This is a genomic window from Pseudomonas sp. MIL19, from assembly GCF_028680365.1.
GTDB classification, from domain to species: Bacteria; Pseudomonadota; Gammaproteobacteria; order Pseudomonadales; family Pseudomonadaceae; genus Aquipseudomonas; species Aquipseudomonas spirodelae.
In genome coordinates this window covers 102037-125743 of sequence record NZ_JAPPVG010000005.1, presented here as the reverse complement: position 1 = coordinate 125743, position 23707 = coordinate 102037, and the positions used below count along the sequence as shown (strand labels likewise).

The 23707-nt window shown below is 61.5% G+C and carries 22 protein-coding genes; 21 read left to right on the top strand and 1 reads right to left on the bottom strand.

Annotated features, from left to right (window positions below):
* Positions 1-46 precede the first annotated feature (46 nt).
* The 21 genes from aroQ to ureC all read left to right on the top strand — a co-directional run bounded on the left by aroQ (position 47) and on the right by ureC (position 22936).
* A complete protein-coding gene (gene aroQ / locus N1078_RS05900) occupies positions 47-496 on the top strand; it encodes a type II 3-dehydroquinate dehydratase (RefSeq protein ID WP_274087271.1) in 450 nt (149 codons plus the stop codon).
* A 22-nt stretch (positions 497-518) separates the two neighbouring features.
* Entirely contained in the window at positions 519-977 is a 459-nt protein-coding gene (gene accB / locus N1078_RS05895; RefSeq protein WP_274087270.1) for an acetyl-CoA carboxylase biotin carboxyl carrier protein, read from the top strand.
* Between the two features lie 17 nt (positions 978-994).
* Positions 995-2344, top strand: coding sequence for an acetyl-CoA carboxylase biotin carboxylase subunit (gene accC, locus N1078_RS05890; RefSeq protein WP_274087269.1), 1350 nt, complete (start codon positions 995-997; stop codon positions 2342-2344).
* 145 nt (positions 2345-2489) lie between these two features.
* On the top strand, positions 2490-3368 hold the full coding sequence (gene prmA / locus N1078_RS05885; RefSeq protein WP_274087268.1) for a 50S ribosomal protein L11 methyltransferase: 879 nt from the start codon (positions 2490-2492) through the stop codon (positions 3366-3368).
* 61 nt (positions 3369-3429) lie between these two features.
* Complete coding sequence (locus N1078_RS05880) at positions 3430-4695, top strand: DUF3426 domain-containing protein (RefSeq protein WP_274087267.1); 1266 nt, start codon at positions 3430-3432, stop codon at positions 4693-4695.
* 180 nt (positions 4696-4875) lie between these two features.
* Positions 4876-5874 carry a tRNA dihydrouridine synthase DusB gene (dusB, locus tag N1078_RS05875; protein WP_274087266.1) on the top strand — a complete coding sequence of 333 codons (999 nt, stop codon included), beginning with the start codon at positions 4876-4878 and terminating at the stop codon, positions 5872-5874.
* Positions 5871-6191 carry a DNA-binding transcriptional regulator Fis gene (fis, locus tag N1078_RS05870; RefSeq protein ID WP_274087265.1) on the top strand — a complete coding sequence of 107 codons (321 nt, stop codon included), beginning with the start codon at positions 5871-5873 and terminating at the stop codon, positions 6189-6191. Before dusB ends, fis begins: the two co-directional genes overlap by 4 nt.
* Positions 6192-6265: 74 nt before the next feature.
* Positions 6266-7870, top strand: coding sequence for a bifunctional phosphoribosylaminoimidazolecarboxamide formyltransferase/IMP cyclohydrolase (gene purH / locus N1078_RS05865; RefSeq protein ID WP_274087264.1), 1605 nt, complete (start codon positions 6266-6268; stop codon positions 7868-7870).
* A gap of 168 nt (positions 7871-8038) precedes the next feature.
* Positions 8039-9328, top strand: coding sequence for a phosphoribosylamine--glycine ligase (gene purD / locus N1078_RS05860; protein WP_274087263.1), 1290 nt, complete (start codon positions 8039-8041; stop codon positions 9326-9328).
* Between the two features lie 101 nt (positions 9329-9429).
* Positions 9430-12210 (top strand): hybrid sensor histidine kinase/response regulator, encoded by a 2781-nt coding sequence (locus tag N1078_RS05855; protein WP_274087262.1) that lies wholly within the window; start codon positions 9430-9432, stop codon positions 12208-12210.
* Positions 12211-12286: 76 nt separating this feature from the next.
* A complete protein-coding gene (locus N1078_RS05850; protein WP_274087261.1) occupies positions 12287-12883 on the top strand; it encodes a MarC family protein in 597 nt (198 codons plus the stop codon).
* Positions 12884-13246: 363 nt separating this feature from the next.
* Positions 13247-14512 carry an urea ABC transporter substrate-binding protein gene (gene urtA, locus N1078_RS05845; protein ID WP_274087260.1) on the top strand — a complete coding sequence of 422 codons (1266 nt, stop codon included), beginning with the start codon at positions 13247-13249 and terminating at the stop codon, positions 14510-14512.
* Positions 14513-14675: 163 nt separating this feature from the next.
* Complete coding sequence (urtB, locus tag N1078_RS05840; RefSeq protein ID WP_274087259.1) at positions 14676-16247, top strand: urea ABC transporter permease subunit UrtB; 1572 nt, start codon at positions 14676-14678, stop codon at positions 16245-16247.
* The gene (gene urtC / locus N1078_RS05835) at positions 16247-17338 is read left to right on the top strand and encodes an urea ABC transporter permease subunit UrtC (RefSeq protein WP_443218091.1); all 1092 of its coding nucleotides are present in this window, start codon (positions 16247-16249) and stop codon (positions 17336-17338) included. The genes urtB and urtC overlap by 1 nt, the downstream gene beginning before the upstream one ends.
* Positions 17338-18189, top strand: coding sequence for an urea ABC transporter ATP-binding protein UrtD (urtD, locus tag N1078_RS05830; RefSeq protein WP_274087258.1), 852 nt, complete (start codon positions 17338-17340; stop codon positions 18187-18189). Before urtC ends, urtD begins: the two co-directional genes overlap by 1 nt.
* Before the next feature lie 109 nt (positions 18190-18298).
* Positions 18299-18997 (top strand): urea ABC transporter ATP-binding subunit UrtE, encoded by a 699-nt coding sequence (gene urtE, locus N1078_RS05825; protein ID WP_274087257.1) that lies wholly within the window; start codon positions 18299-18301, stop codon positions 18995-18997.
* 97 nt (positions 18998-19094) lie between these two features.
* Positions 19095-19934: an urease accessory protein UreD gene (locus N1078_RS05820; protein WP_274087256.1), complete on the top strand. Its 840-nt coding sequence runs from the start codon at positions 19095-19097 to the stop codon at positions 19932-19934.
* 80 nt (positions 19935-20014) lie between these two features.
* Positions 20015-20317, top strand: coding sequence for an urease subunit gamma (gene ureA / locus N1078_RS05815; RefSeq protein WP_269379893.1), 303 nt, complete (start codon positions 20015-20017; stop codon positions 20315-20317).
* 2 nt (positions 20318-20319) lie between these two features.
* Complete coding sequence (locus N1078_RS05810; protein WP_443218090.1) at positions 20320-20814, top strand: GNAT family N-acetyltransferase; 495 nt, start codon at positions 20320-20322, stop codon at positions 20812-20814.
* A gap of 7 nt (positions 20815-20821) precedes the next feature.
* Positions 20822-21127 (top strand): urease subunit beta, encoded by a 306-nt coding sequence (locus N1078_RS05805; protein WP_274087255.1) that lies wholly within the window; start codon positions 20822-20824, stop codon positions 21125-21127.
* A gap of 108 nt (positions 21128-21235) precedes the next feature.
* The gene (gene ureC / locus N1078_RS05800; RefSeq protein WP_274087254.1) at positions 21236-22936 is read left to right on the top strand and encodes an urease subunit alpha; all 1701 of its coding nucleotides are present in this window, start codon (positions 21236-21238) and stop codon (positions 22934-22936) included.
* 2 nt (positions 22937-22938) lie between these two features.
* On the opposite strand, the gene N1078_RS05795 is transcribed toward ureC, so the two are convergent.
* Positions 22939-23700, bottom strand: a complete 762-nt coding sequence (locus N1078_RS05795) for a substrate-binding periplasmic protein (RefSeq protein ID WP_274087253.1) — start codon at positions 23698-23700, stop codon at positions 22939-22941.
* Positions 23701-23707 lie beyond the last annotated feature (7 nt).

Here is a 23707-nt window from a genome sequence, read left to right as displayed (position 1 = left end):
TGTCGCGGCATAGTCCAGCGCAGTAGAAAAACAAGGAAGCACCGCCATGGCGACCCTACTGGTATTGCACGGCCCTAACCTCAACCTGCTCGGCACCCGCGAGCCTGGGGTTTATGGCGCCGTCACCCTGGAGCAGATCAACCTCGACCTGGAGCGCCGCGCCCGCGAGGCCGGCCACCATTTGCTCTACCTGCAGAGCAATGCCGAATATGAGTTGATCGAGCGCATTCACGCCGCTCATGGCGAAGGGGTCGACTTTATTCTGATCAATCCTGCCGCTTTTACGCACACCAGCGTCGCATTACGTGACGCGTTGCTGGCGGTGAGCATCCCATTCATCGAAGTGCATCTGTCCAACGTGCACAAACGCGAAGCTTTCCGCCATCACTCCTACTTTTCCGATGTTGCTGTAGGGGTGATCTGCGGCCTTGGCGCCAGCGGTTATAAGCTGGCCCTGGAGGCTGCACTCGAACAACTTGAACTTAAGCGCCCCTGACCTCACCGGGAGTTGAACCACTATGGATATTCGTAAAGTCAAAAAACTGATCGAGCTGCTGGAAGAGTCCGGCATCGACGAGCTGGAGATTCGCGAAGGCGAAGAGTCCGTGCGCATCAGCCGCCACAGCAAGCAGCCGGCCTTTATGCAACAGCCGATGTACGCTCCGGCGCCAGCCCCAGCAGCCGCACCGGTTGCCGCAGCACCCGCCGCCGAAGCCGCCGCCCCGGCAGCTGCCAAGCTGAACGGCACCGTCGTGCGTTCGCCAATGGTCGGCACCTTCTACCGCGCCTCCGGCCCAACCTCGGCGAATTTCGTCGAAGTCGGTTCGAGCGTGAAGAAAGGCGACATCCTCTGCATCGTTGAAGCGATGAAGATGATGAACCACATCGAAGCTGAAACCAGCGGCGTGATCGAATCCATCCTGGGCGAGAACGGTCAGCCGGTGGAATACGACCAGCCTCTGTTCACCATCGTTTGAACCGAGGAGAGCCAGCGATGTTGGAAAAAGTTCTGATCGCCAACCGCGGCGAGATTGCCTTGCGCATCCTGCGCGCCTGTAAAGAACTAGGCATCAAGACCGTCGCGGTGCACTCCACCGCCGACCGCGAGTTGATGCACCTGGGCCTGGCCGACGAGTCGGTATGCATCGGCCCAGCTTCCGGGGCGCTGTCGTACTTGCAGATTCCGGCGATCATCGCCGCTGCCGAGGTCACTGGCGCAACAGCCATTCACCCCGGCTACGGCTTCCTTGCGGAAAACGCCGACTTCGCCGAGCAGGTGGAAAACTCTGGCTTCGCCTTTGTCGGCCCAACCGCTGAGACCATCCGCCTGATGGGCGACAAGGTGTCCGCCAAGCACGCCATGATCAAGGCCGGCGTCCCCGTGGTACCCGGCTCCGACGGCCCGCTGCCGGAAGACGAAGAAACCGCCCTGCAGATTGCCCGCGAAGTGGGTTACCCGGTGATCATCAAAGCCGCTGGCGGCGGCGGTGGTCGCGGCATGCGCGTGGTGTACAAGGAAGAAGACCTGATCAAGTCGGCCAAGCTGACCCGCAGCGAAGCGGGCTCAGTGTTCGGCAACCCGATGGTCTATCTGGAAAAATTCCTCGGCAACCCGCGCCACGTCGAAGTCCAAGTCCTCTCCGACGGCCAAGGCAACGCCATCCACCTGGGTGACCGCGACTGCTCGCTGCAGCGCCGCCACCAGAAGGTATTGGAAGAAGCACCGGCACCGGGCATTGATGAAAAAGCCCGCGTCGAAGTGCTGCAACGCTGCGTCGATGCCTGCATCGAGATCGGCTATCGCGGCGCTGGCACCTTCGAGTTTCTCTACGAAGACGGTCGCTTCTACTTTATCGAGATGAACACCCGCGTACAGGTTGAGCATCCGGTATCGGAAATGGTCACCGGCATCGACATCGTCAAGGAGATGCTCAGCATCGCCGCTGGCAACAAGCTGTCGTTTACCCAGGACGACGTGGTGATTCGCGGCCACTCGCTGGAATGCCGAATCAACGCCGAAGACCCGGATAACTTCATGCCCTGCCCCGGCAAGGTCAAGCACTTCCATGCCCCTGGTGGCAATGGCGTGCGGGTTGATTCGCACCTGTACAGCGGCTACACCGTACCGCCGCATTACGACTCGCTGATCGGCAAGGTCATCACCTACGGCGCCACCCGCGACGAGGCCCTGGCCCGTATGCGCAATGCCCTGGACGAGATCGTAGTTGACGGCATCAAGACCAACGTCCCGCTGCACCGTGACCTGGTCCGCGACAAAGGCTTCTGCAAAGGCGGCGTGAATATCCACTACCTGGAAAAGAAATTAGGTATGGATAAGCACTAAGCTTTGGCATAGCGCACAGACAAGGGCTGCCATTCGGCGGCCCTTGTCGTTTCTGCCGACCGCAAGCGGTGGCAGCCGCACCACCGCTTCAAGTAAGCTGCGCGCCAATTTGCGCCATCCCGCCACAACGCTCACGAGGTTTCCCATGCCCTGGTTACAAGTCCGTCTCGCCATCACTCCTGAGCAGGCGGAAACCTACGAAGATGCCCTTCTGGAAGTCGGCGCCGTATCGGTGACCTTTATGGACGCTGAAGACCAGCCAATTTTCGAGCCGGACTTGGGCACCACGCCGCTGTGGTCGCATACCCACCTGCTCGCCCTGTTCGAAGCCGATACCGACGCCAATGCAGTCTTTGCCCACCTGCAGCTGCTGACCGGTGCCGACCTGCCGGAACACCAGGCCGAAGTGATTGCCGACCAGGACTGGGAACGCAGCTGGATGGACGGCTTCCAGCCGATGCGCTTCGGCCAACGCCTATGGATCGTGCCGAGCTGGCATGCCGCACCAGAGCCGGACGCCGTCAACCTGCTGCTCGATCCAGGCCTGGCCTTCGGCACCGGCACCCACCCCACCACCGCGCTGTGCCTGGAATGGCTGGATGGGCAAGACCTGCATGATTGCAGCGTGATCGACTTCGGCTGCGGCTCGGGCATCCTCGCCATTGCCGCCTTGCTGCTTGGCGCACCGCAAGCCGTCGGCACCGACATTGACATCCAGGCCATCGAAGCCTCGCGCGATAACGCCGGACGCAACAACATCGACCCGGCGCGTTTCCCGCTCTACCTGCCTGAAGACATGCCGCAAGAGCCGGCGGACGTGGTGGTCGCCAATATCCTCGCCGGCCCGCTGGTGGCACTGGCGCCGCAGATCTCCCGCCTGGTTAAAGCCGGCGGCCGCCTAGCGCTGTCAGGCATCCTCGCCGAACAGGCCGAAGAAGTGCGCGCCGCCTATGCCGACGCCTTTGACCTCGACCCAACAGCCGACAAAGATGGCTGGGTACGCATCAGCGGCGTGCGCCGTTAGGCTGCGCTGCATTGCCGAGCGCTTGCGTTAGACTAACCGCCTTGTTTATTCGGATTGCCGCATGACCCAGAGCTTCGTCACCCAGTGCCCCCATTGCCGCACCAGCTTTCGCGTGAACCTCACGCAGCTGGGCGCAGCCCATGGTGCCGTGCGCTGCGGAGCCTGCCTGCATGTGTTCAACGCCGCGCAACAGCTGCGCGAACAAGGCCAGCAGCTACCCACCAGCGCGCCAGCGCAGGCGCCCGACATAAAACCGCAGCCCCTGCCCGCAACGCCCGCACCACAGGCGGTCGAGCCCAGCGCAGCAGCCCCCGAGCCAGCCAGCAACACCGCCAGCGACACCTTGTGGATTCACGACGACCTGGACCTCGACAGCCTCGACCTGGATGAAGAGCTGGCCAAGCTCGAAGCCCAGGAACAGCAGATGTCCAAGCAGTTTCTGGCGATTGATAGCGCCCCAAAATACGCCGAAACCTTTCTGGCACCCGAGCCCGTTGAGCACGACCCGCACGACGAGCGCTGGGCCGAAGCCCTGCTGCATGACGAGCTGCGCACGCCAGCCGCCAGTCAGCCGCCGACGTCGCACGAGCCGCTCAGCACGATTGAGGACGAACCTGCGTTCAATACCAACGCCAGCGAACGCCATCTAGAACCCGAAATCGAACACATTGAACTGCACGCCCAGCGCGACAGCTTTTCCGCGCACGCAGACAGCCCCGCCGATGAAGAGCCGGACTTGACCGCGCCGAAAAAAACCGAGCGCAACGAGCCGCAATTGCGTGACGAGCACCTGTTCGAGCTGGATGACGAACCATTACAACTGGACTGGCAGCCGCCGAAGAAGCCCTGGGGCCGCTGGATTGGCTGGACCGTGCTGAACCTGCTTGGCGCCAGCGCCTTGGCTGGCCAATACGTGATCTATCACTTCGACGAACTGGCGCGCCAGGATCAGTACCGCCCATGGTTTGAACAGTTGTGCCCGGCGGTCGGCTGCCAGCTGCCATCCAAAGTCGACATCAGCCAAATCAAAAGCAGCAACCTGGTGGTGCGCAGCCACCCCGAGTTCAGCGGCGCACTGGTAGTCGACGCCATCCTTTACAACCGCGCACCCTTCTCGCAGCCCTTCCCGCTGCTGGAAATACGCTTTGCCGACATCAATGGCCAGCTGCTCGCCAGCCGCCGCTTCAAACCCAGCGAATACCTCGCCGGTGAACTGGCCGGCAACGTCGAAATGCCACCGCAGACGCCGATTCACATCTCCCTGGACATCCTCGACCCAGGCACCCAGGCGGTGAATTACAGCCTGAGCTTCCACTCGCCGGAATAGCCAAGATAGCGAGGTTTGGTTGCGCATCCGCCACAACCAAACCCATCGCGATAAGCTCAGAGCTGTTCATAATTTGTTCAAAACAGCCTTTCTCCGGTCATCCAGAGCGGGTATCATGCCCACCCTTTTTCGCACTCTCCTATTGACCTCAACAGCACGTCTCTTGAGCAGGGAAGCCCTATGTCGGCGCTACGCATCGGCCCCTATACATTGCCCAACTCACTGATCCTCGCCCCGATGGCGGGCGTCACGGATCAGCCGTTTCGACAGCTGTGCAAGCGCATGGGCGCCGGTTTAGTGGTGTCGGAAATGGTCACCAGCGACATGCGCCTGTGGCACACCCGCAAGTCGAGCCTGCGCATGGTGCACGCCGGTGATCCCGAGCCGCGCTCGGTGCAGATCGCCGGCGGTGATCCGCAGATGCTTGCCGAGGCGGCGCGCAAGAACGTCGAATTGGGTGCACAGATTATCGACATCAACATGGGCTGCCCGGCCAAGAAAGTCTGCAACAAGGCTGCCGGCTCCGCCCTGCTGAAAGATGAAGCCTTGGTTCGCGAGATTGTTCAGGCCGTGGTCGCCGCCGTCGATGTGCCGGTGACCCTGAAAATCCGCACCGGCTGGGACCGCGAGAACAAGAACGGCGTCACAGTCGCGAAAATCGCCGAAGACGCCGGCATTGTCGCGCTGGCCGTGCATGGCCGCACCCGCGCTGACCTGTACATGGGCGAGGCTGAGTACGACACCATCGCTGCAATCAAGCAGGCGGTGTCGATTCCGGTGCTGGCCAATGGCGACATCGACTCGCCCGAAAAAGCCAAGGCCGTGTTGATGGCCACCGGCGCCGACGGCCTGTTGATCGGCCGAGCCGCGCAAGGGCGGCCGTGGATATTCCGTGAAATCGAGCATTACCTGCGTACCGGTGAACACCTCCCGGCGCTTGGCCTGCTCGAAGTGGAACACATTCTGCTTGAACACCTGGCTGCACTGCACGCCTTCTACGGCGATGTAATGGGCGTGCGTATCGCCCGCAAGCATGTCAGTTGGTATCTCGCAACCTTGCCGGGCGCCAAGGAGTTTCGCGCCCAATTCAATCGTCTGGACAGTAAGGACGCGCAGTGCGCCAACGTTCGCGAGTTCTTCAGCGAACGGCATAACAATGGAGAAGGGGTGGCCGCATGACGATGTTGACTGAAACTTTAGGAAGTGAAATGGCTCCTGCGAGTGACAACAGTAGTTTGAAGCAGCACCTCAATACGCCAAGCGAAGAAGGACAAACCCTGCGTGGCAGCGTTGAGAAAGCCTTGCATAACTACTTCGCCCACCTTGAGGGCGCCGACGTCTGTGACGTCTACAACTTGGTGCTGACCGAAGTGGAAGCGCCGCTGCTGGAAACCGTTATGAATTACGTCAAGGGCAACCAGACCAAGGCCTCCGAGCTACTCGGCCTTAATCGCGGCACCCTGCGTAAGAAACTCAAGCAATACGACCTGCTGTAACCCCCAACTCCCGAAAAGGGCGGCCCACATGAGCCGCCCTTTTTGCTGAAACTACCGCCCTGATGGACTCTGAAATGACCGACCAGACCACCCGCCTCCCCGTTCGCCGTGCCTTGATCAGTGTTTCCGACAAGACCGGCATCCTTGAGTTTGCCCGTGAGCTCGTCGCCCTCAATGTGGAGATTCTGTCCACCGGCGGCACCTACAAACTGCTCAAAGACAACGGCGTCGCCGCCGTGGAAGTTGCCGACTACACCGGCTTCCCGGAAATGATGGACGGTCGCGTCAAGACCCTGCACCCGAAAATTCACGGCGGTATCCTTGGCCGTCGCGCCCTCGACGGCGCAGTCATGGACGAGCACGGCATCAAACCGATCGACCTGGTCGCGGTCAACCTCTACCCCTTCGCCGCCACCGTGGCCAAGCCGGGCTGTGACCTGGCCGACGCCATCGAGAACATCGACATCGGCGGTCCGACCATGGTCCGCTCCGCCGCGAAGAACCATAAAGACGTAGCCATCGTGGTCAACGCGGGCGATTACGCCAGCATCGTCGAATCCCTGAAAGCCGGCGGCCTGAGCTACGCCCAGCGCTTCGACCTGGCCCTCAAAGCCTTCGAACACACCGCAGCCTACGACGGCATGATCGCCAACTACCTGGGCACCATCGAGCAGAGCCGCGACACGCTGTCGACTGCCGAGCGCAACCTGTTCCCGCGCACCTTCAATACCCAGTTCATCAAGGCGCAAGACATGCGCTACGGTGAAAACCCGCACCAGAAAGCCGCGTTCTATGTCGAGCATGCCGACGAAGCCTGCGTGGCGACCGCCGTGCAGCTGCAGGGCAAAGAGCTGTCGTTCAACAACGTGGCCGACACCGACGCCGCGCTGGAATGTGTGAAGAGCTTCGTCAAGCCAGCCTGCGTGATCGTCAAGCACGCCAACCCGTGCGGCGTGGCCGTGGCCCTGGACAGCGAAGGCGGCATTCGCCAGGCCTATGAACTGGCCTACGCCACCGACACCGAGTCGGCCTTCGGCGGCATCATCGCCTTCAACCGCGAGCTGGACGGTGCCACCGCCCAGGCCATCGTTGAGCGTCAGTTTGTCGAAGTGATCATCGCGCCAAAAATCAGCGCTGAAGCCCGTGCCGTAGTGGCTGCCAAGGCCAACGTGCGCCTGCTCGAGTGCGGCGAATGGCCGGCCGAGCGCAGCGCAGGTTGGGACTTCAAACGCGTGAATGGCGGCCTGCTGGTACAGAGCCGCGACATCGGCATGATCACCGCCGACGACCTGAAGATCGTCACCCAGCGCGCGCCGAGCGAGCAGGAAGTGCACGACCTGATCTTCGCCTGGAAAGTGGCCAAGTTCGTTAAATCCAACGCCATCGTCTACGCCAAGGGCCGCCAGACCATCGGTGTCGGCGCCGGCCAGATGAGCCGCGTCAACTCCGCGCGTATTGCTGCAATCAAAGCCGAGCACGCTGGCCTGCAGGTCGCCGGTTCGGTCATGGCCAGTGACGCCTTCTTCCCGTTCCGCGACGGTTTGGATAACGCTGCCGCCAATGGCGTCACCGCGGTGATCCAGCCGGGTGGTTCGATGCGCGATGCTGAAGTGATTGCCGCCGCCGATGAAGCGGGTATTGCCATGGTGTTTACCGGCATGCGTCATTTCCGCCATTAATTTGATGGATATTGCTGCGCCCCGCCCATCCTACGACCTCGATAGAGTTGCACGTTTTGCACCGTAGGTTGGGTTGAGTACAGCGATACCCAACATCGCTTTTGTAGGGTGGATAACCCTTTCTTATCCACCTAACGGGCCTAGGCCCGCCTCCACTGGGAGAGAAACATGAATGTATTGATCATCGGCAGCGGCGGTCGTGAACACGCCCTGGCCTGGAAAGTCGCACAAGACAAGCGCGTCGAGAAAGTCTTCGTCGCCCCGGGCAACGCCGGCACCGCCACTGAAGCCAAGTGCGAGAACGTCGCCATCGACGTGCTGGATATCCAAGCGCTGGCCGACTTCGCCGAGCAAAACGTGCAGCTGACCATCGTCGGCCCAGAAGCGCCGCTGGTAGCGGGCGTGGTTGATCTGTTCCGCACGCGCAAACTGGATATCTTCGGCCCCACCGCTGCCGCCGCGCAGTTGGAAGGTTCCAAGGCCTTCACCAAGGACTTCCTCGCCCGTCATGCGATCCCGACGGCCGATTACCAGAACTTCACCGAAGTTGAGCCGGCCCTGGCTTACCTGCAAAAGGTCGGTGCCCCCATCGTGATCAAGGCCGACGGCCTCGCGGCAGGTAAAGGCGTAATCGTCGCCATGACCCTGCAGGAAGCCGAAGACGCCGTGCGCGACATGCTCGCTGGCAATGCGTTTGGCGAAGCCGGCTCACGCGTAGTCATCGAAGAGTTCCTCGACGGCGAAGAAGCCAGCTTTATCGTCATGGTCGATGGCGAGAACGTGCTGCCAATGGCCACCAGCCAGGACCACAAGCGCGTCGGCGACGCCGATACCGGCCCGAACACCGGCGGCATGGGCGCTTACTCGCCAGCGCCAGTGGTCACTGCCGACGTGCACCAGCGGGTGATGGATGAAGTGATTTACCCGACCGTGCGCGGCATGGCCAGCGAAGGCAACGTCTACACCGGCTTCCTTTACGCCGGGCTGATGATCGACCAGGCCGGCAAGCCGAAGGTAATCGAATTCAACTGCCGCTTCGGCGACCCGGAAACCCAGCCAATCATGTGCCGCCTGGAATCTTCGCTGGTGTTGCTGGTCGAAGCTGCACTGGCCAAGGCCCTGGACAAGGTCGAAGCCACCTGGGACCCACGTCCGACAGTAGGCGTGGTGATCGCGGCCGGCGGCTACCCCGCCGATTACGCCAAAGGTGATGTGATCGAAGGCCTGGAGGATGCCGCGCAACTGGACGGCAAAGTCTTCCACGCCGGTACCGCACTGAAGGACGGTCAGGTCGTTACTGCGGGCGGTCGCGTGCTGTGTGCCACCGCCATCGGCCGTACCGTGGAAGAGGCTCAGCAGCAGGCCTACCGCCTGGCCGAGAAGATCCGCTGGAACGGTAGTTTCTACCGCACCGACATCGGTTACCGCGCGATTGCCCGCGAACACGCAGAAAAGTAACGCTAAAGACGACAATGGTGGCTAATTGGCCATCATTGTCATATTACCCAGACAAACAGCTTGGCTATAATCTGCCCACCTAATATTGAAGGGAACTCATTGTGCGCCGGCTGAGGATTGCCACCTACCTGCTACTCAGCACCCTGCTGATGGCGCTCACCGCAGCGTCAGCTCAAGCAGACGCACAGGTTGCCTGGTCAAGCCTCAGCGACCCGGGCGCCGAGCTACAACTCAATGACGTGCGCAGCGCCGAACGCCAAGCGCAGTTCCAGCCCACTGACCTTACCCAGCTCTACACCCCAGGCGGGGACAGCGCACTCTGGCTGCACCATCGCCTCGCGGCGAATACCGATGCGCAGATGCTGCGGTTGTTCGCCCCCTACCTGGCCTACCTTGACCTCTATGTGCTGCAAAACGATGAGCTCATCGCGCAGGCCCATACCGGTAGCAACCTGCCGCTCTCCAGCCGACCGCTGGCCAGTCGCGACTTTCTCCTGCCGCTGCCAATCAGCGAGCAACCGCTGGACCTGTATCTACGCCTAGCCTCGGACCATGCCCTGCGCCCTACCATCACCCTGCAGAGCGCCCAAGCCTTAGCGGCCGATGATAATCGCCCGTTGCTCTTCGGGCTGTTAATCGGCTGCCTGGCCATGTTGGTGGCGTATAACCTTGTGCGTTATGCGTACATCCGCGCCAACAGCAACCTCTGGCTGGCCGCGATGCAAACCTGCCAAGTGATCGTGGCGGTAAGCCTGCTGGGCATCAGCACGCCCTGGCTCGGTGAGTGGCAAATCCTGCAACCGCAGATCGTCAACCTGTCGATGCTGCTGGTGGCAATCTGCGCGCTGTGCTTTACCGCCAGCTTCTTCCATAAGGTCTGCCCCAACACGCCACTGAACTATCTGCTTGGCGGCGAAGTGGCACTGATCGCCGTGGTTTGCATGGTTCTCCTGGTCGCCACCAACCTGCAGTTCAACCAGCTGGTCTACGTGCTCAACGTAATTGCCGGCTTGAGCATCCTGCTGGTCGCGCTCACCCACTGGCGGCATGGCTACCAACCTGCGCGATTGTTCAGCATCGCGGCGCTGGTGTTCTGCGTGGCCTTTATCTGCGCTTTACCGATTTTCTTCGGCTACTGGTCAGTGCAGAGCGAATCGATCGCCTACGCCCTGCTGGGCACTACTGTCATCAGCGGCTTTATCCTCAGCATGGCCATGAGTGAACGCCAACGACGCATCCTGCAGGAGCACTTCAGCACCAGCAGCGCCCTCGCCGCCAGCACAGCCGAACTGAAAGCCAAAGCTGAGTTTCTCGCCAAGATCAGCCACGAAATCCGCACCCCGATGAATGGCGTGCTGGGCATGACTGAGCTGCTGCTCGGCACGCCGCTGTCCGCCAAGCAGCGCGACTATGTACAAACCATCCACAGCTCGGGCAATGAGCTGCTGACCCTGATCAACGAGATTCTCGACATCTCCAAGCTGGAGTCCGGGCAGATTGAGCTGGATGATGTGCAGTTCGACCTTAACGCGCTGATTGAAGATTGCCTGGACATCTTCCGCGCCAAGGCTGAGCAGCAGAAGGTTGAGCTGATCAGTTTTATCCAGCCGCAAGTGCCACGGGTGATCAGCGGCGACCCCACGCGCCTGCGCCAGACCCTGCTAAGCCTGCTGGACAACGCCTTCAAGCAGACCGATGAAGGCGAAATTTTGCTGGTGGTGGCGCTCGACACAAACAGCGAGCAGCCACGCCTGCGCATCGCCGTACAGGACAGCGGCAAGCCGCTGGATGCTAGCGAACGCGACGCCCTCCTCAATGCCGAACTGCACAGCAAAGACTTCCTCGCGGCGACCAAGCTGGGCGGTCGCCTTGGCCTGATCATCGCCCGCCAGCTGATCCGCCTGATGGGCGGCGAGTTTGGTATCCAGGGCGGCAACAGCCGAGGCTCAACCCTATGGCTGACCCTGCCGCTGGATGCCGCGCGCCTGGAGCTGCCCACCGCCGACCTCGACGCCTCGCTGCAAGGCGCACGCCTGCTGGTGGTGGACGACAACGACACCTGCCGCAAAGTCCTGGTGCAGCAATGCAGCGCTTGGGGCATGCGCGTCAGCGCGGTGCCGTCGGGTAAAGAAGCGATGGCCCTGTTGCGCACCAAAGCGCACCTGCACGAGTACTTCGATGTCGTGCTACTGGACCAAGAAATGCCCGGCATGACCGGAATGCAGCTGGCGGCACGCATTAAAGAAGACGCCAACATCAACCACGACATCCTGCTGATCATGCTCACCGGTATCAGCCAGGCGCCGAGCAAGATCATCGCGCGCAACGCCGGGATCAAGCGCATCCTGGCTAAACCTGTGGCCGGTTACACCCTGAAAACCACCCTGGCCGACGAACTGGCGCAGCGCGGCAAGGGTGACTCGCCAATGTTCATTCCGCCCCCCATCAGCGCGCCCCTCAACGTCCCCAGTGATTTCCGCATCCTGGTCGCCGAAGACAACACCATTTCCACCAAAGTGATTCGCGGCATGCTCGGCAAGCTCAACCTGCAGCCGGATACCGCCAGCAATGGCGAAGAAGCACTCAGCGCGATGAAGGCCCAGCAATATGATCTGGTGCTGATGGATTGTGAAATGCCGGTGCTTGATGGCTTCTCCGCCACCGAACAGCTGCGTGCATGGGAGGCCACCGAACAGCGCCCGCGCACCCCAGTGGTGGCACTGACTGCGCACATCCTCAATGAACACAAAGAGCGCGCGCGCCAAGTGGGTATGGACGGGCATATGTCCAAACCAGTGGAAATGTCGCAACTGCGTGAACTGATTGAGCACTGGGTGGCCGAGCGGGAAATCCGCCTCAAGCGCGCCGCCTTGCCATCCTGATTGGGTCGCTGGGATTGCCCGGCGGCCTCTACACTCGTACCCTGCCTCCCCTTATTGATCGAGACGAGTCCTTGTCATGGCGTCCGCGCTGTTCAGCCTGTATTTGAAACTGCTGGTGCTCTATAGCCCCTTCTTCGTGCTGTCGTGCTTTATTGGCTTGAGCCGTGGTTACACGGTCAAGGAGCGCAAGCGCCTGGCCTGGAAGGTGGCGCTCGGCGTGCTGATCGCCAGCGTGCTGCTGTACCTGTTCGGCAAACACATCTTCACCCTGTTCGGCATCACCATTGATGCTTTCCGCATCGGTGCCGGCAGCGTGCTATTTATCTCGGCCTTGGGCATGGCCCAAGGCAAGTCGGCGGTGCAAAGCGACAACGTGCAGCAGGACGTGACTATCGTGCCGCTGACCATCCCATTGACCGTCGGCCCCGGCACCATCGGCGCCCTCCTGTTGATGGGCGCCAGCCAACCGGACTGGAGCGACAAGGCCGTGGCCGTGCTGGGCATTGCCCTAGCCAGCTTCACCGTGGGCGTGGTGCTGTATATGTCCAACCAGTTTGAGCGTTTGCTCGGTGATCAAGGGCTGCAGATCGTCAGCCGCCTGATGGGGCTGTTCGTGTGCGCCTTGGCCGCGCAAATCATCTTTACCGGGGTGAAGAACTACCTGGTCAGCTGACCCTCAGCCGCCACGCCCCAGCACAGCACACACCCACGCACCACACCCCGCTCACCGCACCTGCTTGGTGCAACTATCCCGATAACCCTCACACCGCGCCCCGGCTGCACAGCCGGGGCGCAACACCTGCTGCTGCCCGCTAAACACTGCGCACCCAGGCCATAACGCACCTAGCCGCGCGTGTTGCCGAGCGCGATCTGCCTGGTATTTCGCAAACAGGCACAGCAATTGCTCTAGCCCTATCAGGACAGCGCAGCGCTGTCGACGTTTTCGGGCCCAGCTTGTGCCCTGTTGTTTCACTGCCAAGACCAATAAGCCCAAATCAGCAGTTAACACAGTACTTTTGTGAATGGAGATCGCACCATGCAACGTCGCAATCTGATCAAGGCCTTCACCCTGTCCGTGTCCATCGCCGCCATGGGCATGACCTGGACCGTGCAAGCCGCGGAAACCATCAAGGTCGGCATCCTGCACTCGCTGTCCGGCACCATGGCCATCTCGGAAACGTCGCTCAAAGACATGGCGCTGATGACCATCGACGAGATCAACGCCAAGGGCGGCGTACTCGGCAAACAGCTTGAGCCCGTGGTGGTTGACCCGGCGTCCAACTGGCCGCTATTCGCCGAGCGTGGCCGCCAGCTGCTGACCCAAGACAAGGTCGACGTGACCTTCGGCTGCTGGACCTCGGTATCACGCAAATCGGTATTGCCGGTTTATGAAGAACTCAACGGCCTGCTGTTCTACCCCGTGCAGTACGAAGGCGAAGAGATGTCGCCAAACATCTTCTACACTGGCGCCGCGCCCAACCAGCAGGCCATCCCGGCGGTCGAGTACCTGATGAGCGAAGATGGCGGCGCGGCCAAGCGCTACTTCCTGCTAGGTACTGACTACGTTTACCCGCGCACCACCAACAAGATCCTGCGCGCCTTCCTGGTCAGCAAAGGCGTGGCCGAGAAAGACATCGAAGAGGTCTACACCCCGTTCGGCCATAGCGACTATCAAACCATCGTCGCCAACATCAAGAAGTTCTCCGCTGGCGGTAAAACTGCGGTGATCTCCACCGTCAACGGCGACTCCAACGTGCCGTTCTACAAAGAGCTGGCCAACCAGGGCATCGAAGCCACCGACATCCCGGTGGTGGCCTTCTCGGTGGGCGAAGAAGAACTGCGTGGCATCGACACCAAACCGCTGGTCGGCCAGCTGGCTGCCTGGAACTACTTCCAGTCCGTAGAGAACCCGGTTAACGAGAAGTTCGTCGCCGACTGGAAAGCCTACGCCAAAGCTAAGAAGCTGCCGAACGCCGACACCGTGGTGACCAATGACCCGATGGAAGCCACTTACGTGGGCATCCACATGTGGGCACAGGCCGTTGAAAAAGCCGGCACCACCGATGTTGATAAGGTCCGCGAGGCCATGGCCGGGCAGACCTTTGCCGCGCCAAGTGGCTTCACCCTGACCATGGACAAAACCAACCATCACCTGCACAAGCCCGTGATGATCGGTGAAGTACAGGAAGACGGGCAGTTCTCCGTGGTCTGGCAGACCGAAGGGCCGATCCGCGCCCAACCGTGGAGCCCGTACATCGAGGGCAACGACAAAAAGCCGGATTACGCAGTCAAGTCCAACTAAGGCAAAAGCCCTCCCCTCGAGCGTGATGGCACGCCGCGTGGCAGAGCAACCCTCTTGTCAAAGATGGGTTGGCTCAGCCGTGCAGGGAGAGGGTCGCTGGAGCCCGGAGGTGATCCGGGAAGACCGCTCTCGGATTGCATCCGGGCTACGCCAAGGAATCCCCATGCTCACTGCCCTTACCCGAATTCTGCTGAGCCTGCTGTTGCTGCTGCCCCTGGCCGCGCAGGCCGGTGACGCGCAAGATTTTGCCGCCGCCAACCCCGCTAAGCAGGCCAAACTGCTGCAAAGCTGGTCGGCCGCCCCGGATGCGGCACGCCTGCCATTGCTCGAAGCCCTGCAGCAGGGCCGCGTCGCGACTGACAAAAGCAAGCAGGCGTTTATTGAAAACGCCGGCACTTACCAAGCATTGGAAGGTGACGCGCGCCCAACCAGCGCGCCCAAGAAACTGCGCCTGAATAACCGCCTGCGCGGCCTGATCAGCAGCACCATGGCCAGCCACCAACTGCTCGCGGACGATCCAGAACTGCGCCTGGCCGCCGCCCAACACCTGCAAAAGAGCGCCAAACCGGCGCAACTGCCATTGCTAGAGGCCAGCGTCGCCCGCGAAACCGACGAGACCGTGCGTGACGCCTTGACCCTGGCGCTGGCCAATCTGCAACTGGTCGACAGCGACCCTGCCGTGCGGTTGGCAGCAGTGCGTTTGCTCGGTGAAACCGGCGACCCACTGGCCCGCACCCGCTTGGAAACCCTGCTCGACCCCGCCGTCGAAAGCGATGCCGGTGTGCGTACCGCTGCCGAAACCAGCCTGGCCCAGGTCAAGCGCAAACTGCTGATCGGTGAGCTGCTCGGCCAGGCGTTCAGCGGCCTGTCGCTGGGCTCGATTCTGCTGCTGGCTGCTCTGGGCCTGGCCATCACCTTCGGCCTGCTCGGCGTGATCAACATGGCCCACGGCGAGATGCTCATGCTCGGCGCCTACTCCACCTACATGGTGCAGGTCCTGTTTCAGCGTTTCGCCCCGGAAGCTCTGGCCCTTTATCCGCTGGTGGCGCTGCCGGTGGCGTTCTTCGTCACCGCCGCCATCGGCATGGCCTTGGAGCGCACGGTGATCCGCCACCTTTATGGCCGCCCGTTGGAAACCCTGCTGGCCACCTGGGGCATCAGCCTGATTCTGATCCAGCTGGTACGGGTAATCTTCGGCGCGCAGAACGTCGAAGTGGCCAACCCTTACTGGCTGTCCGGTGGCATCCAGGTGCTGCCCAATCTGGTGCTGCCGTACAACCGCATCGTCATCATCGGCTTCGCTCTGTTCGTGGTGCTGCTGACCTGGCTGCTGCTGAACAAAACCCGCTTGGGTCTCAACGTGCGCGCCGTGACGCAGAACCGCAATATGGCGGCCTGCTGCGGCGTGCCGACCGGCCGGGTGGACATGCTCGCCTTCGGCTTGGGCTCCGGTATCGCCGGCCTCGGCGGTGTGGCCCTCAGCCAGATCGGCAACGTCGGTCCCGATCTCGGGCAGAGCTATATCATCGACTCGTTCCTGGTGGTGGTGCTTGGCGGTGTCGGCCAGCTCGCCGGTAGCGTCATGGCGGCCTTCGGTTTGGGCATCGCCAACAAGATTCTCGAACCACAGATCGGCGCCGTACTCGGCAAGATCCTTATCCTCGCGCTGATCATTCTGTTTATTCAGAAACGCCCGCAAGGTCTCTTCGCACTGAAAGGACGGGTGATCGACTGATGACTATGCCCCTGAATCAAACGCTATTGGCACGCGCCAGCGCCAAGCTCGGTCCGCAGGTCTCGATGGCCTTCGGCTTACTGGTACTCGTAGTGCTGATTGCCATGCCGCTGCTGCACCTGCTGCCAGCAGACAACGCCCTGCATATCTCGGCCTACAGCCTGACACTGGTCGGCAAGATCCTCTGCTACTGCATCGTCGCCCTGGCGCTTGATCTGGTCTGGGGCTACGCCGGCCTGCTGTCACTCGGCCACGGCCTGTTCTTCGCCCTCGGTGGTTATGCCATGGGCATGTACCTGATGCGTGAAGCGGCCGGTGACGGCCTGCCGGCCTTTATGAGTTTCCTCGCCTGGACCGAGCTGCCCTGGTACTGGTACGGCACCAGCAACTTCCTCTGGGCGCTGTGCCTGGTGGTGCTGGCGCCGGGGCTGCTGGCGTTGGTGTTCGGTTACTTCGCCTTCAAGTCGCGGATCAAGGGCGTGTACTTCTCGATCATGACCCAGGCGCTGACCTTCGCCGGCATGTTGCTGTTCTTTCGTAACGAAACCGGCTTTGGCGGCAACAACGGTTTCACCAACTTCCGCACCATTCTCGGCTTCGACATCACCGCTGCGCACACCCGCGCAGCGCTGTTCTTCGCCACAGTGGTGCTGCTGGTGGCCAGCCTGTACCTGGGCTGGCGGCTGGCGCGCAGCAAGTTCGGCCGGGTGCTGACCGCCCTGCGTGATGCGGAAAACCGCCTGATGTTCTGCGGCTATGACCCACGCGGCTACAAGCTGTTTATCTGGGTGCTCAGCGCAGTGCTCTGCGGTTTGGCCGGGGCGCTGTATGTGCCACAGGTGGGCATCATCAACCCCAGCGAAATGTCGCCCACCAACTCCATCGAAGCCGCCGTGTGGGTGGCCCTGGGCGGGCGCGGCACGCTGATCGGCCCGCTGCTCGGCGCGGGTTTGGTCAATGGAATGAAGAGCTGGTTTACCGTGGCCTTCCCGGAATACTGGCTGTTCGCCCTGGGCTTTCTATTTATCGTCGTAACGCTGTTTCTGCCGAAAGGCGTGATCGGGTTGTTACGCAAGAAAGGAGAGCAATGATGCGCGCAGCTCCCGTACCCGAAATGATGGTTGCACCGGCCTTCGACCCCGCCGGTAGCAGCCGCGATGCGATTGGCGCCAGCACCCTGGCCAACAAAGGCTTGAACATCCGCCACGGCACCATCCTGACCTTGGAAGACATCAACGTCAGCTTCGATGGCTTCAAAGCGCTGACCAACCTGACGCTGTATATCGGCGTTGGTGAACTGCGCTGCATCATCGGCCCCAACGGTGCCGGCAAGACCACCATGATGGACGTGATCACCGGCAAGACCCGCCCCGACAACGGCGTCGCCTACTTCGGCGAAACCCTCGACCTGACCCAGATGAGCGAAGTGCAGATCGCCCAGTCCGGCATCGGTCGCAAGTTCCAGAAGCCCACGGTGTTCGAGGCGCTGAGCGTGTTCGAGAATCTTGAGCTGGCGCAGAAGACCAACAAGTCGGTGTGGGCCAGCCTGCGTGCCAAACTCAGCGACGAGCAGCGTGACCGCATTGATGAAGTACTGCAGACGATCAAGCTCGATGCATCGCGCTCACGCCCGGCCGGGTTGCTCTCGCACGGGCAGAAGCAGTTTCTGGAGATAGGCATGCTGCTGGTGCAAGACCCGCAACTGTTGCTGCTGGATGAACCTGTAGCGGGCATGACCGACGCCGAAACCGAGTTCACTGCCGAGCTGTTCAAGTCGCTCGCGCGCAAGCACTCGTTGATGGTGGTGGAGCACGACATGGGCTTTGTCGGCAGCATTGCCGACCACGTCACCGTGCTGCACCAGGGCAGCGTGCTGGCCGAAGGCTCATTGGAGCAGGTGCAGAACGATGAGCGGGTGATCGAGGTTTATCTCGGCCGTTAATGCATACCGTGGGAGGGGCTTTAGCCGCGAGCGCTTAAAGATCAAAAGCGTCGCGGCTGATCGGTTCGCCGCTCGGCCCCTCCCACAAAACGAATAAAAGGACATCGACATGCTGCAAGTTGAGCAACTGCATCAGTACTACGGCGGCAGCCATATCCTCCGAGGCCTGTCGTTCGAGGCCAAAGTCGGCGAAGTCACCTGCCTGCTCGGCCGCAACGGTGTGGGCAAAACCACCCTGCTGAAATGCCTGATGGGGCTGATCCCGGCCAAGCAAGGCGCAGTCAACTGGGAAGGCCAGCCGATCACCGCATTCAAGCCTCACCAGCGCGTGCACGCCGGCATCGCCTACGTGCCCCAGGGCCGGGAAATCTTCGGCCGTCTGACGGTAGAAGAGAACCTGCTGATGGGCCTGTCACGCTTCCCCGGCAGCGAGGCCAAAGTGGTGCCGGAATTTATCTATGAGCTGTTCCCAGTGCTGCATGAGATGAAGCAACGCCGCGGCGGCGACCTCTCCGGCGGCCAGCAGCAGCAACTGGCTATCGGCCGCGCACTGGCCAGCAAGCCGCGCCTGCTGATCCTCGACGAACCCACCGAAGGCATCCAGCCCTCGGTGATCAAGGAAATCGGCGTGGTGATCAAGAAACTCGCCGAACGTGGTGACATGGCCATCCTGCTGGTCGAGCAGTTTTATGACTTTGCCGCCGAGCTGGCCGATCAATACCTTGTCATGAGCCGCGGCGAGATTGTCCAGCAGGGACGTGGCGAAACCATGGAAGCCGACGGTGTGCGCGGACTGGTGGCGATTTGAGGGCAACCTGTAGGAGCGAGCTTGCTCGCGATTGCGATTCGCGAGCAAGCTCGCGTCTACAAAACAGCCGAAGCCCATTCCACCGAAAAAGATAACTATGAACGCACCCGTACCCGCCGCCTTATTTACCCCCAGCTGGCACGCCGAGCTGGAGCTGGGTTATGGCCGTGACGGCGACGCCACCCGCCCGACCCTGCGCCGCCATAAAGGCCCGCTGCGGGTGCAAAAGCACCTGTACGCCGAAGGGCCGCAAGTGTGCCAGCACATCATCGTGCACCCACCGGGCGGCATCGCCGGCGGTGACCGCCTGGATATTTGCGCCACAGTCGGCGCCAATGCCTGGGCCCAGCTGACCAGCCCCGGTGCAGCCAAGTGGTACCGCGCTACCGGCCCGGCTTATCAAAGCCTCAAGCTGCGTGTCGAAGCGGGTGCCACCTTGGAATGGCTGCCACAGGAAACCATCGTCTACGCCGGCGCCCAAGCCGAGCTGAGCACCGATATCGACCTGCTTGGCGATGCCAAGCTGCTGTACTGGGACATCGTCGCCCTCGGCCGCCCAGCCAGTGGCGAGCGCTTCGATGCGGGCCATTTCCAAGCCGAACTGAATATTCGCCGCGACGGCCAACTGCTCTGGCACGAACGCCAGCGAGTTACCGGCGCTGACGGCCTGCTCGACTCGCCCATCGGCCTGGACGGCAAACCAGTGTTTGCCACCCTGCTGATCACTGGCGAAATCGACAGCGAATTGCTGGAGCGCTGCCGCAATCTGACCACACCGGTACGCGGCGACCTGACTCAACTACCGGGCCTGCTGGTAGCCCGCTGCCTGGCCAGCGAAGCGCTGCATGCCCGCGCCTGGCTAATCGAACTCTGGCGCCTGCTGCGCCCTGAATTACTTGGCCGTGAGGCCATACCCCCGAGAATTTGGAACACGTAGGGTGGACAACCGCGCAGCGTTGTCCACCACCAGCCGGTGGATGTGAAAAGCGACATCCACCCTACGAACGGAGCAAAACGATGGACCTTACACCCAGAGAAAAAGACAAATTACTGATCTTCACCGCCGGCCTGGTGGCCGAACGCCGCCTCGCCCGTGGGGTAAAGCTCAACTACCCGGAAGCCATGGCCTATATCTCCGCCGCACTGCTGGAAGGCGCCCGCGACGGCCAGACCGTGGCCGAGCTGATGCACTTCGGCACCACTTTGCTCAGCCGTGATCAGGTGATGGAAGGCATCCCTGAAATGATCCCGGAGATTCAAGTCGAGGCCACCTTCCCCGACGGCACCAAACTGGTCACCGTCCATCAACCGATTGCATAAGCATGATTATTCAAGACGCCACTGCCGCCGACCTGCCCGCCATCCTGGCCATCTACAACGACGCCGTACTCAATACCACGGCGATCTGGAATGAAACCCTCGTCGACCTGGCCAACCGCCAGGCCTGGCTGAGCGAACGCAACGCCGCCGGTTTCCCCGTACTGGTAGCCCACGATGCTGCTGGAGAGGTCGTCGGCTACAGCAGCTACGGCACTTGGCGCGCCATCGAAGGCTTTCGCCACACCGTCGAACACTCGGTATACGTGCGCTGCGACCAACGCGGCCAAGGCCTCGGTCCGCTGCTGATGCAGGCGCTGATCGAGCGCGCGCAAGCAGCTGACCTGCATGTGATGGTCGCCGCCATCGAGAGCGACAACAGCGCCTCAGTACGCCTGCACGAGCGCCTCGGCTTCGTCACCACCGGCCAGATGCCGCAGGTCGGCCGCAAGTTCGGCCGCTGGCTGGACCTCACCTTTATGCAATTGACTCTGGAGTGAAACAGCGATGATCCCCGGCGAATACCAGATCCAGGACGGCGACATCGAGCTGAATGCCGGCCGTCGCACGATCAGCCTGACCGTGGCGAACAGCGGCGACCGACCAATTCAGGTCGGCTCGCATTACCATTTTTTTGAAACCAACTACGCGCTGACTTTTGATCGCAGCGCGGCGCGTGGCATGCGCCTGAACATCCCGGCCGGCACTGCGGTGCGCTTTGAGCCCGGACAGAGCCGCGAGGTGGAATTGGTCGACCTGGCCGGCCATCGCCGCGTATTCGGCTTTGCCGGACGGGTGATGGGCGACTTGTAACGTCTGGGTAGGATGGGTGGAGCGCAGCGATACCCATCGCCAAAAACTAACCAAGCATTGATGGGTTATGCCGCTTCGCCGCTAACCCATCCTACGGATAGGACAAACATGAAAATTTCCCGCCAAGCCTATGCCGATATGTTCGGCCCCACCGTCGGCGACAAGGTGCGCCTGGCCGATACCGAGCTGTGGATTGAAGTGGAAAAAGACTTCACCACCTACGGCGAGGAAGTGAAATTCGGCGGCGGCAAGGTGATCCGCGACGGCATGGGCCAGGGACAACTGTGCGCCGCCGATGTGGTCGACACGCTGATCACCAACGCGCTGATCATCGACCACTGGGGCATCGTCAAAGCCGACGTCGGCCTCAAAGACGGGCGCATCGCCGCCATCGGCAAAGCGGGTAACGCCGACATTCAGCCGGACGTGACCATTGCCATCGGCGCGGGCACCGAAGTGATCGCCGGCGAAGGCATGATCCTCACCGCTGGCGGCATCGACAGCCATATCCACTTCATCTGCCCGCAGCAGATCGAAGAAGCCTTGATGAGCGGCGTCACCACCATGATCGGTGGCGGCACCGGGCCAGCCACCGGCACCAACGCCACAACCTGCACCTCAGGGCCGTGGCACATGGCGCGCATGCTGCAGGCCGCCGATGCCTTTCCGATGAACATGGGCTTTACCGGCAAGGGCAACGCTTCGCTGCCAGAACCGCTGATCGAGCAGGTCAAGGCCGGTGCCATCGGCCTAAAACTGCATGAAGACTGGGGCACCACCCCGGCGGCCATCGACAATTGCCTCTCCGTGGCCGATCAGTACGACGTGCAGGTGGCGATTCACACCGACACGCTGAATGAATCCGGCTTTGTCGAAACCACCCTCGGCGCGTTCAAGGGCCGCACCATCCACACCTACCACACCGAAGGTGCCGGTGGCGGCCACGCGCCGGACATCATCAAGGCCTGCGGCTTCCCCAACGTGCTGCCCAGCTCGACCAACCCGACCCGGCCGTTCACCAAAAACACCATCGACGAGCACCTCGACATGCTCATGGTCTGCCACCACCTCGACCCGAGCATCGCCGAGGACGTGGCGTTTGCCGAAAGCCGCATTCGCCGCGAGACCATTGCCGCCGAAGACATCCTGCATGACCTCGGCGCGTTCAGCATGATCAGCTCCGACAGCCAGGCCATGGGCCGCGTCGGCGAGGTGATCACGCGTACCTGGCAGACCGCCGACAAGATGCACAAGCAGCGCGGCCCGCTGGAAGGCGACGGCCCCGGCAACAGCAACTTCCGGGTTAAACGCTACATCGCCAAGTACACCATCAACCCGGCCATCACCCACGGCATCAGCCACGAAGTCGGCTCGGTCGAAGTGGGCAAGTGGGCCGATCTGGTGCTCTGGCGCCCGCCGTTCTTCGGCGTTAAGCCCACCCTAATCCTCAAAGGCGGCGCAATTGCCGCCAGCCTGATGGGCGACGCCAACGCCTCGATCCCCACCCCGCAGCCGGTGCACTACCGGCCGATGTTTGCCAGCTATGGCGGCAGCCGGCATGCCACCAGCATCACCTTTATCAGCCAGGCGGCTTTCGATGCTGGGGTGCCCGAACAGCTGGGGCTGAAGAAGAAGATTGGCGTGGTCAAAGGCTGCCGCGAGGTGCAGAAAACCGACCTGATTCACAACGACTACCTGCCGACTATCGAGGTGGACGCGCAGAATTATCAGGTCAAGGCAGACGGTCAGTTGCTCTGGTGTGAACCGGCTGAGGTGCTGCCGATGGCGCAGCGCTATTTCCTGTTCTGACGCTAGCGACTGACTTCAAGTAAACGAGGCAGCAAACTCAGGTTGGGGAACCAGTGCTGGAAGAGACGCGCGAAGCTGCCATCACGCTTCATCTCATCCAGCGCCCCTTGCCAACGGCTGACCACCGCCGGGTCAGTGGCCAAAGAGAATGCCAGGTAGGACTCGTGCTGCAGGAAAACCAACTGCGGTTCGAGCTGATCCGGCGTCATACCTGCCATGTCCAATAGTGCAGGTAAGGCAATATCGCTGACGGCCAACATATCGCCACGGCCACTGCGAAACATCTGCATCATCCGCTCAGCAGAGGTCACCGTATAAATATTGCTGAAGCCTTTATCCACCAGGTATTGGTAGCTGTACCACTGCCGCGGCAGGACCAGTTGCATGGCTTGCGCCTCAGCAATACTACCCATCCGAATACCTGAGCCTTTACGGGTATAAAAGCGGTTCAGCGAAAGGGAGATGGGCCCCACCCACTGGAACGATTTTTCCCTCTCGGCAATCCGCGCCATGGTGAAAATACCAACATTCGGGGCGTCCTGTGCCTTGGCATAACCGCGCGTCCAAGGCGCCAACTTGATGTGTGCAACATCCCCGGCAAGCACGGCCAGCTGGCGAATAAGCTCAGTAGAAAAGCCGGTGACGCGACCATCGCGACTGAAATTAAAGGGCGGGCTTTCTTCTGTGTACAACTGCAACTCTGCCGCTGACGACAACGCCATCCCCGACAACCACAAACACGCACACAAGATGCAGCGGCGCATCAACATC

Coding starts and splice junctions, on each gene's coding strand:
- aroQ (WP_274087271.1), top strand. CDS start 47: ATGGCGACCCTACTGGTATTGCACGGCCCTAACCTCAACCTGCTCGGC.
- accB (WP_274087270.1), top strand. CDS start 519: ATGGATATTCGTAAAGTCAAAAAACTGATCGAGCTGCTGGAAGAGTCC.
- accC (WP_274087269.1), top strand. CDS start 995: ATGTTGGAAAAAGTTCTGATCGCCAACCGCGGCGAGATTGCCTTGCGC.
- prmA (WP_274087268.1), top strand. CDS start 2,490: ATGCCCTGGTTACAAGTCCGTCTCGCCATCACTCCTGAGCAGGCGGAA.
- N1078_RS05880 (WP_274087267.1), top strand. CDS start 3,430: ATGACCCAGAGCTTCGTCACCCAGTGCCCCCATTGCCGCACCAGCTTT.
- dusB (WP_274087266.1), top strand. CDS start 4,876: ATGTCGGCGCTACGCATCGGCCCCTATACATTGCCCAACTCACTGATC.
- fis (WP_274087265.1), top strand. CDS start 5,871: ATGACGATGTTGACTGAAACTTTAGGAAGTGAAATGGCTCCTGCGAGT.
- purH (WP_274087264.1), top strand. CDS start 6,266: ATGACCGACCAGACCACCCGCCTCCCCGTTCGCCGTGCCTTGATCAGT.
- purD (WP_274087263.1), top strand. CDS start 8,039: ATGAATGTATTGATCATCGGCAGCGGCGGTCGTGAACACGCCCTGGCC.
- N1078_RS05850 (WP_274087261.1), top strand. CDS start 12,287: ATGGCGTCCGCGCTGTTCAGCCTGTATTTGAAACTGCTGGTGCTCTAT.
- urtA (WP_274087260.1), top strand. CDS start 13,247: ATGCAACGTCGCAATCTGATCAAGGCCTTCACCCTGTCCGTGTCCATC.
- urtB (WP_274087259.1), top strand. CDS start 14,676: ATGCTCACTGCCCTTACCCGAATTCTGCTGAGCCTGCTGTTGCTGCTG.
- urtC (WP_443218091.1), top strand. CDS start 16,247: ATGACTATGCCCCTGAATCAAACGCTATTGGCACGCGCCAGCGCCAAG.
- urtD (WP_274087258.1), top strand. CDS start 17,338: ATGCGCGCAGCTCCCGTACCCGAAATGATGGTTGCACCGGCCTTCGAC.
- urtE (WP_274087257.1), top strand. CDS start 18,299: ATGCTGCAAGTTGAGCAACTGCATCAGTACTACGGCGGCAGCCATATC.
- N1078_RS05820 (WP_274087256.1), top strand. CDS start 19,095: ATGAACGCACCCGTACCCGCCGCCTTATTTACCCCCAGCTGGCACGCC.
- ureA (WP_269379893.1), top strand. CDS start 20,015: ATGGACCTTACACCCAGAGAAAAAGACAAATTACTGATCTTCACCGCC.
- N1078_RS05810 (WP_443218090.1), top strand. CDS start 20,320: ATGATTATTCAAGACGCCACTGCCGCCGACCTGCCCGCCATCCTGGCC.
- N1078_RS05805 (WP_274087255.1), top strand. CDS start 20,822: ATGATCCCCGGCGAATACCAGATCCAGGACGGCGACATCGAGCTGAAT.
- ureC (WP_274087254.1), top strand. CDS start 21,236: ATGAAAATTTCCCGCCAAGCCTATGCCGATATGTTCGGCCCCACCGTC.
- N1078_RS05795 (WP_274087253.1), bottom strand. CDS start 23,700: ATGCGCCGCTGCATCTTGTGTGCGTGTTTGTGGTTGTCGGGGATGGCG.